8 protein-coding genes and 1 pseudogene are annotated in these 11175 nt (G+C 74.4%); 8 read left to right on the top strand and 1 reads right to left on the bottom strand.

Features of this window, described 5'->3' with window-relative positions; all coding sequences use genetic code 11:
• From IE313_RS04065 to IE313_RS04035, 7 genes and pseudogenes are all read left to right on the top strand, one after another.
• Entirely contained in the window at window positions 1-1467 is a 1467-nt protein-coding gene (locus IE313_RS04065) for a rhamnulokinase (RefSeq protein ID WP_189929493.1), read from the top strand.
• A gap of 93 nt (window positions 1468-1560) precedes the next feature.
• Entirely contained in the window at window positions 1561-2316 is a 756-nt protein-coding gene (locus tag IE313_RS04060; RefSeq protein ID WP_189929818.1) for a (Fe-S)-binding protein, read from the top strand.
• Window positions 2313-3863: a lactate utilization protein B gene (locus tag IE313_RS04055; protein ID WP_189929492.1), complete on the top strand. Its 1551-nt coding sequence runs from the start codon at window positions 2313-2315 to the stop codon at window positions 3861-3863. The genes IE313_RS04060 and IE313_RS04055 overlap by 4 nt, the downstream gene beginning before the upstream one ends.
• Window positions 3860-4507, top strand: coding sequence for a LutC/YkgG family protein (locus tag IE313_RS04050; protein WP_189929491.1), 648 nt, complete (start codon window positions 3860-3862; stop codon window positions 4505-4507). Before IE313_RS04055 ends, IE313_RS04050 begins: the two co-directional genes overlap by 4 nt.
• Window positions 4508-4586: 79 nt before the next feature.
• Entirely contained in the window at window positions 4587-5042 is a 456-nt protein-coding gene (locus IE313_RS04045) for a hypothetical protein (protein ID WP_189929490.1), read from the top strand.
• 3 nt (window positions 5043-5045) lie between these two features.
• A pseudogene (locus IE313_RS36300) lies at window positions 5046-5231 on the top strand (molybdopterin cofactor-binding domain-containing protein); the annotation flags it as partial.
• 478 nt (window positions 5232-5709) lie between these two features.
• Entirely contained in the window at window positions 5710-6225 is a 516-nt protein-coding gene (locus tag IE313_RS04035) for a hypothetical protein (RefSeq protein WP_189929488.1), read from the top strand.
• Window positions 6226-6505: 280 nt separating this feature from the next.
• On the opposite strand, the gene IE313_RS04030 is transcribed toward IE313_RS04035, so the two are convergent.
• On the bottom strand, window positions 6506-8950 hold the full coding sequence (locus IE313_RS04030) for an FUSC family protein (protein WP_189929487.1): 2445 nt from the start codon (window positions 8948-8950) through the stop codon (window positions 6506-6508).
• A gap of 145 nt (window positions 8951-9095) precedes the next feature.
• Here IE313_RS04030 and nhaA point away from each other — a divergent pair, with 145 nt between their 5' ends.
• The gene (gene nhaA, locus IE313_RS04025) at window positions 9096-11021 is read left to right on the top strand and encodes a Na+/H+ antiporter NhaA (RefSeq protein ID WP_189929486.1); all 1926 of its coding nucleotides are present in this window, start codon (window positions 9096-9098) and stop codon (window positions 11019-11021) included.
• Window positions 11022-11175 lie beyond the last annotated feature (154 nt).

Below are 11175 nucleotides of genomic sequence, written 5' to 3'. Positions count from 1 at the left end.
ATGAGTTCCTTCGTCTGCGCCGCGGTCGACCTGGGCGCCTCCAGCGGCCGGGTGATGGCCGGCCGGGTGAGCGCGCCGAAACAGGGCGCGCCCGGCGACCTCGCCCTCACCGAGGCGCACCGCTTCCCCAATCGGCCGCTGCGGCTGCCGGAGGGACTGCGCTGGGACGTCCTCGGGCTGTACGGCGGGGTACTGGACGGGCTGCGGGCCGTGGGGCCCGTCGACTCGGTGGGCATCGATAGCTGGGCCGTGGACTACGGCCTGCTGGACGCCGACGGCCGGCTGCTCGGCAATCCGGTGCACTACCGCGACAGCCGCACCGACGGGGTGGCCGAGCGAGTGTGGCGGACGGTGCCCGCCGGTGAGCTGTACGCCGCGACGGGTCTGCAGCACGTCCCCTTCAACACGCTCTACCAACTGGTGGCCGCCCGTGGTACGGCCCAGTTCGCCGCCGCCCGCAGGCTGCTGCTGATCCCCGACCTGATCACCTACTGGCTGACCGGCGAGGAGGGCACCGAGCTGACCAACGCCTCCACCACCCAACTGATCGACCCGCGCACCCGCGACTGGTCGTACCGAACGGCGGACCGCCTCGGCATCGACCTCGCTCTCTTCGCGCCGCTGCGGCAGCCCGGCGAGGCGGCAGGGCGGCTGCTGCCGGAGGTGCTGGCCGAGGCGGGGCTGGCGTCCCCGGTGCCGGTCACCGCCGTCGGCTCGCACGACACGGCGTCCGCGGTGGCGGCGGTGCCCGCGGCGGACGGTGCGGCCTTCGCGTACGTCTGCACCGGCACCTGGTCCCTGGCGGGCCTGGAACTCGACGCGCCGGTGCTCACCGAGGAGAGCCGCGCGGCCAACTTCACCAACGAGCTGGGCCTGGACGGCACCGTGCGCTACCTGCGCAACATCATGGGCCTGTGGCTGCTCCAGGAGTGCCTGCGGGAGTGGGGCGACCCGCCGCTCCAGCCGCTGCTGCGCGAGGCGGCGGCACTGCCGGCGCTGCGCTGGGTGGTGGACGCGGGCGATCCGGAGTTCCTCGCGCCCGGCGGCATGGAGCAGCGCATCGCGGCCGCCTGCCGCCGGCGCGGCGGACCCGCGCCGGGCACCCGCGCCGAGGTGACCCGCTGCATCCTGGACTCGCTCGCACTCGCCCACCGGCGTGCGATCGAGGAGGCCCAGCGCCTCGCGGGCCGGCACGTGGACGTGGTGCACATCGTCGGCGGCGGCGCACGCAACGCCCTGCTGTGCCGGCTCACGGCCGACGCCCTCGGCCTGCCGGTGGTGGCGGGCCCCGCGGAGGCGGCCGCGTTCGGCAACGTGCTCGTCCAGGCGCGGGCCCGCGGCCTGGTCGGCGACCTGCCCGGGATGCGCGCCCTGCTGGCCACCACCCAGCCGCTCACCCGCTACGAGCCCTGCGCGGACCGCGGTGCGTGGGACCGGGTGGCCCGGGAGGACCTCACGGCACGGTGAGGGGCCCGGGCGTGCGGCCGACCCACCGCTACCCGTCCCCCGGGGCGACGCGTAGTCTGCACCCATCCGATGACCGACGAGGAGGAACCCGCGATGCGTGTCGCCCTGTTCCTGACGTGCGTCAACGACACGCTCTATCCGGACACCGGGCGCGCTGTGGTCAAACTCCTGACCAGACTGGGCGTCGAGGTGGATTTCCCGATGGCGCAGACCTGCTGCGGGCAGGCGCACTACAACACCGGCTATCGCCACCAGGCCGAGCCACTGGCCCGCCATTTCTCCGATGTCTTCAAGGACTACGAGGCGATCGTGACCCCGTCCGGGTCCTGCGCGGCCATGGTGCGTGAGCTGTATCCGCGGCTCGGCGACCGGGCCCGCGCGGAGGGCCGCGGCACGGCACTCGCCGAGCAGCTCGCACCGATCGTGCCCAGGACCCACGAACTCACCGAGTTCCTGGTCGACGTGCTGGGCGTGACCGATGTGGGCGCCTACTTCCCGCACACGGTCACCTACCACCCCACCTGCCACGGGCTGCGCGCGCTGGGGCTCGGCGACCGGCCGCGCCGGCTGCTGTCGGCGGTCCGCGGACTCGATCTGGTGGAGCTGCCCGGTGCGGAGGAGTGCTGCGGTTTCGGCGGCACCTTCGCCGTGAAGAACTCCGATGTCTCCGCGGCCATGGGTACGGACAAGGTGCGAAACGCCGAGTCCACCGGCGCCGAGGTGCTGTGCGCGGCCGACAACTCCTGCCTGATGCACATCGGCGGCACCATGGCCCGGCTGCGGACGACCGTCCGGCCCGTCCACATCGCCGAGATCCTCGCGAGCACGGAAGAGGAGCCCCTGACATGAGCGGCACCTTCATCGGAATGCCGGCGTTCTCCCCGCCCACCCTCCCTGCGTTCTCCCCGCCCACCCTCCCTGCGTTCCCGACCGCCGCGAAAGAGGCCGTCCGCAATCCGACGCTGCGGCGCAACCTGCGGTACGCCACGCACACGATCCGCGCCAAGCGTGCCGCCGCCGTGTCCGAGCTGGACGACTGGGCGGCGCTGCGCGAGGCGGGACGGCAGATCAAGGACCACACGCTGCGCCACCTCGACCGCTACCTCCTGCAACTGGAGGAGTCGGTGACCGCGGCCGGCGGCGTGGTGCACTGGGCGGCCGACGCGGACGAGGCGAACCGCATCGTCACGGGCCTGGTGAAGGCGACCGGCGAGAGCGAGGTCGTCAAGGTGAAGTCCATGGCCACCCAGGAGATCGGACTCAACGAGGCCCTCGCCGCCGAAGGCATCCACGCCTACGAGACCGACCTCGCCGAACTCATCGTCCAGCTCGGCAGGGACCGCCCCTCGCACATCCTCGTCCCCGCGATCCACCGCAACCGGGGCGAGATCAGGGACATCTTCACCCACGAGATGAGCGAATGGGGCCGACCGGCCCCCGAAGGGCTGAGCGACACGCCCGCCGAGCTGGCCGAGGCCGCCCGGCTGCACCTGCGGGAGAAGTTCCTGCGCGCCAAGGTCGGCATCTCCGGCGCCAACTTCATGGTCGCCGAGACCGGCACGCTCGCCGTCTTCGAGTCCGAGGGCAACGGCCGGATGTGCCTGACCCTCCCCGAGACCCTGATCTCGGTGGTCGGCATCGAGAAACTGGTGCCGACCTGGCGTGACCTGGAGGTCTTCCTGCAGACCCTGCCGCGCTCGTCGACGGCCGAGCGGATGAACCCCTACACGTCCATGTGGACCGGCACCACGGACGACGACGGGCCGCGGACCTTCCACCTGGTGCTGCTCGACAACGGCCGCACCGACACCCTCGCCGACCGGGTCGGCCGCCAGGCCCTGCGCTGCATCCGCTGCTCGGCCTGCCTGAACGTCTGCCCGGTGTACGAGCGCGCCGGCGGCCATGCGTACGGATCCGTGTACCCGGGGCCGATCGGCGCGATCCTCAGCCCGCAGTTGCGCGGCACCGCGTCGGACATCGACGCCTCGCTGCCGTACGCGTCCTCGCTGTGCGGGGCCTGTTACGAGGTGTGCCCGGTCGCCATCGACATCCCCGAGGTGCTGGTGCACCTGCGGGAGCGCGTCGTCGAAGGAGGGCCCGCGGTCCGGCAGGGCGCCAAGGTGACCCTGCGGCCGGCCCGCGGCCACGCCGCGGAGCGCGCCGCCATGCGCGCCGCACGCTGGACCTTCCGCCATCCGGGTGCGCTGCGCGCCGGCCAGCGCCTGGCGTCCGGTACCCGGCGCCTCGTGCCGCGCACCCTGCCGGGCCCGGGACGTGCCTGGAGCGCCACCCGTGATCTGCCGAAGCTGCCGCCCGAGCCGTTCCGCGAGTGGTGGCGGCGCACCCACCGACCGGGCGGACAGGCCCCGGCCGACCGCCAGGAGGACCAGCGGTGAGCAGCAGGGACGTGATCCTGGGGCGGGTGCGCAGGGCGCTCGCCGACGTACCGGACGACGACACCCCCTACGAGGTGGCCGTGCAGCGCGGCTACCGGCGAGCGCACGGTGAGCGCTCCATCGGCGAGACCGTTGACCTGCTCGCCGAGAACCTGGCGGACTACCGCGCTCTGGTGCACCGCACGGACGCGGCCCGACTGCCCGGCCTGCTGGCGCGCCTGCTGGCGGGGCGGGGAGCGCGGTCGGTGCTGGTGCCGCCCGGCCTGCCGGCCGACTGGCTGGCCGGGGAGCTGCCCACCAGGGTGGCGGACGACGCGGAACTCACACCGCACCAGCTCGACCGGGTGGACAGCGTGATCACGGGCTGCGCGGTGGCGATCGCCGAGACCGGCACCATCGTGCTCGACGCAGGGCCCGACCAGGGCCGCCGCCGGATCACGCTCGTCCCCGACCACCACATCTGCGTGGTGCGGGTGCCCGGCCAGGTCGTCTCGTCCGTCCCTGAGGCCCTCGGACGGCTCGACCCGGCGCGCCCCCTCACCTGGATCTCGGGCCCCTCCGCGACCAGCGACATCGAACTCGACCGGGTGGAGGGCGTGCACGGGCCCCGCACCCTCGAGGTGGTGCTGACGAGCGAGGACTGAGGGCGGCCCGGCCGGGCTCGGCGCAGCGGCTGCTCGGTCCAGACGGTCTTGCCGCCGTCCGTGCGGCGCATGCCCCACCGTGTGGTGCTGTGGGCTGCGTCCAGGGCGACACCCTGCGCACCGTCGGCCAAGGCGGCGCGACCGGCTCGAAGAACATCCAGAACGGCGGCGTCCGGCTCCGCCGGGCCGCCGCGACCGCCCGGTCAGCTACGACGTCCTGCAGCGGGACGAGACCCGGCTCGTCAGGACCTTCGAGACGACCGGGCCCGCCTCGGCCACCCCGGCGAGCCCGCTGACGTACCGGCTGCCGCGCACCACCGCGCTGCGCTCGCTGGGCGGATTCTCGAACGGTTTCGCCAACGAGTCGTTCTTCGACGAGCCGGCCCACGCGGGCGGGCACGATCCACTCGAACTGCGCATCTCCTCGCTCACCGACCCGCGGGCGGTCGCGGTCTGCGAGGCGCTGCGCCCGGCCTGGCAGGGCCGCCCCCGGGGCGGCAACGGCTCCGGTGCAGGCGTGGCCTTCCAGCAGTAGAGGGTGGTCAACGCCTACGTCGCCGCCTACGCCGAGGTGGCCGTCGACCTGACGAGCGGACGGGTCCGCGTCCCGCGGGTCGTCGCCCACGACTGCGGACTGATCGCCAATCCGAACGGGCTGCGCAACCGGATCGAGGGCAATGTGGTCCAGGGCGTCAGCCGCGCCCTGCAGGAGGAGGTCGTGTACACCGACGACCGCATCACGTCGGTGGTCTGGCAGACCGGCGGCTATCACCCGGGCAGGCAGTACGAGGTGATCCGGTTCAACGGTTCAACGAGGTCCCCGAGATCGAGACGATCCTCCTCGACCAGCCCGACCAGCCTCCGCTGGGCGCCGGCGAACCCGCCCTCGGCGCCATGGGCGGGGCCATCGGCAACGCACTCTTCGCGGCCACGGGCAAGCGCCTGCGGACCCTGCCGTTCACTTCGGACCGGGTGAAGGCGGCGCTGGAGGAGTGAGAACGGCTCGGCAGGGGTCACGACGGCACGCGACGGGCGGCGACAGCACCGGACGGGCGGCGACGGGCGGGCAGCGGCGGGGCGGGCCCGGGACCGGGTCCGCCGGCCGTGAGAGCATCTGCCCGGCACGGCGCGCCTCTGCGCCGCGCGGGCGCCGCACTGCTACACCTCTCGGAGCGGCGGCCCAGGTCTTGGGAGGTGGCGCCGTGGCCGACAGCGCGCCGGTGCCCGCGCCCCCGCTCCGCGCGGAGCCCTTGCAGCGGCTGCTCTTCGCCGGGGTGTACGGCACGGTCCTGGCCAGTGCGACGGCGTCCGCCCTCGGCCATGAAAGCGGCCCGGCCGACCCGGGCTACGACGCGCTGTGGGTCCTGCTCACGGCCCTGGCCGCGGCGGCGGCGCACGGGTTCGCGCACGCCCTCGCGCACCGCACCGCCCACGGCGGGACCGCCACGCTGAGCACCGTGCGCTCGGTGGTGCAGGAGTGGCCGCTGCTCGCCGCGGTGGTGCCGACCCTCGCCGCGCTGGCGGGATCCTACTGGGGCTGGTGGAGCGAGAACGGCGGCATCGACGCGGCGCTGGGCATCAACACGGCAGCCTTGTTCGGCTGGGGCCTGTGGTCGGCCAGGCTGGCCGACCGCAACTGGTTCGCCTCGTGCCGTGCGGGAGCGGTCGACATGCTGCTCGGGCTGCTCATCGTGCTGGCGAACGCACTCAGCAAGTGAACCGCGCTGCCACCGGCCGGGAAGCCGTCCCGACGTCGGATCCGGTACCGATCCGGGCACAGGTCGCGGGGCACCGGACCGTGGGACCGCCCACGGGCACCGGACCGTGGCCACCGCACACGGATACCAGGCCAGTGCGCGCCGGGCAGCGGGCAGCGGACAGCGACGCCAGGTCGCGGCCCTCGGTGCGCGGACCGTCGGTGCGCGGGCCTTCGAGGCCCCAGGCACCGTTGGCCGCGGACACCGGCGCCGCCCACCGGACCGCCGCCGTCCCGTGGGCTCACGCCCGCTTCGAGCGCGTCGGACGGCGGCGCGGCGCCGGACGGCGCCCCCCGGTGGCCACCCGGTGCTGGTACTCAGCGACGGCCCCGGCGGGCCCTGCCATCGAGGACTGCAACCGGCGCGCCACATCGAGGTGGTCGGCGGTCCAGAGGATCTTGACGGCGGTCCGTGCCGCCTCGTCGGCCCGCGCGGCCGCACCACCGCCGGGGCGGACGAGGTCGTGGCGCACCGCCTCCCCCACACCGCCCGCGACGGACCGCTCCGCGGGCAGCGGGCCGGGCACCGGGCCGTATCCGGCCAGCGCGTGGGCCGTCCGCTGGTACCAGTCGGCGACCGGCGCACCGCCGCGCAGCAGCGCGTCACGGGCGGTGGCGCGGCCCGCGCCGGGACCGGCGTCACGGGACCAGAGCCCGAGAATCGCATCGGCGGTCAGCCGGAGCACGGCGACCGCGGTGAGCAGCGCCGTCACGTCCGCCAGCGGCAGGTGCTTGGTGCCGCGCTCGGCCAGAAAGCCGCGGAAGGCGTCGTCCAGCCGCCGGGCCGCCGCCGCGGCGTGCCGCCGCCGGCGGTCCACTGCCCGCGCGTCGGCCTGCTGCGCGTCGCACCTCGCCGCGGCGTAGTCGACGGTGCCACTCAGATAGCGGGCGCTCGCCGAGAACGCCTCCGCCAGCACCCGGCCCAGCTCGGACGCGGCGCCACGCGGCCAGAACAGCGCACCGGCCAGCACGCTCACTCCGCAGCCGATGGCGACGTCCTGGGCGCGGACCAGACCGGTCTGCCAGCCCTGCGGCGCGACGATGCCGAACAGGATGAGCAGCGTGGCGGTGAAACCCGCCTGGCCCGCGGCGAAGGAGATGACGGCCGGTGCGAGGCCGGTGAACACCACCGCCGGGGGCAGCAGCAGCCAGGCCCCGACGGGGCTGCCGCCCAGGGTGGCGACCAGCCCGCCACCGACGACGATCCCCACGACGGTACCGGCCAGAGCCCGCACCGCGTTCTCACCGGTGAGCACCGCATTGGACCTGAGCACCGCCAGCGCGCCGAACACCACCCAGAACGCGTGCTGGACCCGGGCCAGTTGCGCCACCGTGACGGCCAGGCCCAGGGCGACCGCACCGCGGACGCTGTTGTGCAGCCATACCGAGTGCGGTTCGGCACGGGATCCGGCCCGCTCCTCCAGCGAGCTCAGCGCGGAAGGCACCCCCGGGGGCCGGCGGCCGAGCAGCCGCTGCCACCAGGTGCGGCGGGCGGCGGCCACGGTGAGTTCGACGGTCGTGGCGATGGCGGCGACGGCGTAGCCCATCTCGTGGGCACGGAAACCCGGTTCGAGCGAGTCGGCGAGCCCGCTGACCGCCGCCCGTGCGCGGTCGCCCGCGGCGACGGCCGACGACCGCGGCAGAAGGGCGGACACCACGCTGTCCCGCATGGCCGCCCGCGCCTCGTCCAGCCGCCGGGCGGCGGCCCGGACGGCCTGCGGGCCGCCGCCCGCCTCCAGGTGGTGGGCGCCCGCCTCCAGCAGGTCGGCGGCGGCCCGCTGGACCCCGGCCGCGGCAGGGGCTACGGGGCTCGGCCGGGGTCCGACGGGGGTCCGCTCCAGGATCGCCGCGAGCCACACCACCTGGTCGACCAGCCGCACCAGCGTCCGCGCCTGCATGGTCAGTCCCGTGGGCCGGTAAGGCGTGCCGAGGAAGGCGGTGCGCAGCTCGCTGACGGCGTCGGTCGCCTCGCGGGCGAGCCGGTCCCGTTCGGCGCGGTGGTCCGGATCCGTGCGGCCCCGCCGGAAGGCGTTGCCGTTCCGCGGGGCGCCGGCACCGCGAGCCGCGTCACCGCCCGCAGCGGCGCGGCCGTCCGCCGCGCGGGCCGCACGTCCGTGCTCCGCCTCCGCGCGCAGCCTGAGCGCCAGCAGTGCACAGGCGTGCGCGGTCGCCGGCCTGAGCGGCTCGCGCTCCGGTGCCGGCCACAGAAGACCGACCGCGAGCACCGTGGCGGCGCCGGCCAGCGTCCAGCCCGCCAACCGGGCCGGCACGGAGGCCGCGGTCGCGGACAGGGACACCGAGATGATGAAGCCGGCGAGCAGGGCGGTGGAGGCGGTGGCGAGTGCCGAGCTGGCCACGCCCGCGAAGAGCACGGCGAACCCGACGGCGAGCGTGGTCAGCGCCGCGAGCCACACCGTGGACGACACCAGGGTGCCGAGGCAGACCAGGACCGCCCCGGCGACCACCAGCGCGGCCTGCTGGGCGACCCGCTGGCGGACCGGCCCGCCGAAGTCCACGAACAGCAGGCCCGTGACCGAGCACAGTGCCGCGAAGACGGCCGTGGTGGGGTTGCCGATGACGAGGTCGGCCAGCGCGAAGACGCCGGGCGCCACGATCCCCGCACGGCACGACCTGCGCAGCGCGGCAAGATCGGGATCCCGCTTTCGCAGCAGCTCCGGGAAGTCCACTCGGTCCCCTGCTCAGAGCCGCGGTCCGCACGGCCATGTTGCTCCCTGCCGTACGAATCGCCGATCGATTACGGTACGGCTCAGGCGACGGTACTGCCTACCGGGCGGTCGGCCGAGTCATCCACGCCGGGAAGAGGGACCAGCGATGAGCCGCCCGCATGACAGGGACGATTCATCGTCCTCCCCGCCACCGCCCGCCTCGCCGTCGGCGCCTTCCTACTCCTCGTACAGCGTCTGGACCAGGAACCTGACGACCCCGCTGCGGGAGTTCCTGCGCACCGAGGTCGGCAGCGCGGTGGTGCTCGTCCTGGCCACGGTGGGCGCCGTGGCCTGGGCCAACGCGGCGCCGGGCGCCTACGCCGCGTTCTGGGGCAGCGACCTCGTCATCCGGGTGGGCGGTCACGGGCTCTCCCAGGACCTGCGGCACTGGGTGAACGACGGCCTGATGACGTTCTTCTTCTTCGTCGTGGGCCTGGAGGCGCGCCGCGAGCTCGACATGGGCGACCTGCGCGAGCGCCGCCAGGTCGTGGTGCCGCTGCTGGCCGGTCTCAGCGGCATGCTGGTCCCCGTCGGGATCTACCTCGCTCTCAACGCCGGGCACTCCACCGCACACGGCTGGGGCGCGGCGATGTCCACGGACACCGCGTTCGCCCTGGGCCTCCTGTCGCTCTTCGGGTCCCGCTTCCCCCGGGTGCTGCGGACCTTCATCCTGAGCGTGACCGTCGTCGACGACCTGGTGGCGCTCTGCGTGATCACGGTGGCCTACAGCGGCTCGGTCTCGCGGACCGCGCTGCTGGTCGGCGTGGGGGTGCTCGTAGTCGTCCTGGTGCTGCACACCGCCGGGGTGCGGCGCGGCCCCGTGGACGCGGTGCTGGGCGGCACCGCCTGGGTCGCGTTCTTCCTCTCCGGCGTCGAGGCGGTCGTCGTCGGGCTGGTCATGGGGCTGCTCACCTACGCGTATCCGGCGGTGCGCAGCGATCTGGAGCGGGCCAGCGACCTCTTCAGGGAGTTCCGCGAGCAGCCGACGCCGGAGCTGGAGCGCTCGGCACGCAGGGGCCTGGCCGAGGCGCTCTCCCCGAACGAACGGCTGCAGCGGCTCTACCACCCGTGGACGAGCTATGTGATCGTGCCGCTCTTCGCGCTCGCCAACGCCGGCGTGACGATCGGCACCGATCTGCTCTCCCGCGCCGTCGGCTCACCCGTCACCTGGGGCATCCTGCTCGCCTACACGCTCGGCAAGCCGTGCGGCATCGCGGGCTCCTCGTGGCTGGCATTCAAGCTCAGCAAGGGCCGGCTGCGCCCGAGTGCCGGCTGGGCCGCGGTCACGGCCGGCGGCACCATCGCGGGCGTCGGCTTCACCGTGTCCCTGCTGATCGCGACCCTGGCCTTCCACGGCGAGCAGCTCGCGGAAGCCAAACTCGGAGTGCTCGCCGCGGTCCTGTGCGCCCTGCCGACCACCTGGACGGTGGCACTCGTCGTCTCGGCCCTCCCACCGCGCTGGCGGGCCCGCGCCCTGTACGGCACCGCACAGGGCTTCGTCGACCTGGCCGAGCCGGTCGACCCGGAGCGCGACCGGGTACGCGGGCCCCACGACGCACCGGTGACGCTGGTGGAGTACGGCGACTTCGAGTGCCCGTACTGCGGCCAGGCCGAGCCGATCATCAGGGACCTGCTGGCGAGCTTCGGCGACGAGGTGCGCTACGTGTGGCGGCACCTGCCGCTCAGCGATGTGCACCCGCACGCCCGGCTCGCCGCGGAGGCCACGGAGGCGGCGGCGGAGCAGGGCGCGTTCTGGGAGATGCACGACCGCCTCCTGGACCACCAGGGGGAGCTGGAAAGGCGCCATCTGATCCGCTACGCCGAGGAGATGGGACTCGACACGGAACGGTTCCGCCGTGCGCTGCGGAGCAGGGCCGGGGCGGTGCGCATCGCGCAGGACATGGAGAGCGCCGACCTGAGCGGGGTGTCGGGCACCCCGACGTTCTTCGTCAACGGCCGCCGCCACCACGGCCCGTACGACGTCGACAGCCTCTCTGCCGCGGTGGAGGCGGCGGTGGCATCGGCCAGGTAGCGGGGCGCGGGGCATTCGATCGGGTGACGCGGGCGCAGGTGCCGGCATGTGCCGGCCGCGGCCGCGCGGTGATCGGCGAGGATGGGCGGCGGCCGCTTTCGACCCCTGGCGGCGTGACGCCCGAAGTGCGCGCCGATGAGGAGGAATAACTGTG

This window comes from Streptomyces sulfonofaciens (assembly GCF_014656295.1).
GTDB classification, from domain to species: Bacteria; Actinomycetota; Actinomycetes; order Streptomycetales; family Streptomycetaceae; genus Streptomyces; species Streptomyces sulfonofaciens.
This window is presented reverse-complemented; position numbering and strand designations above follow the sequence as displayed.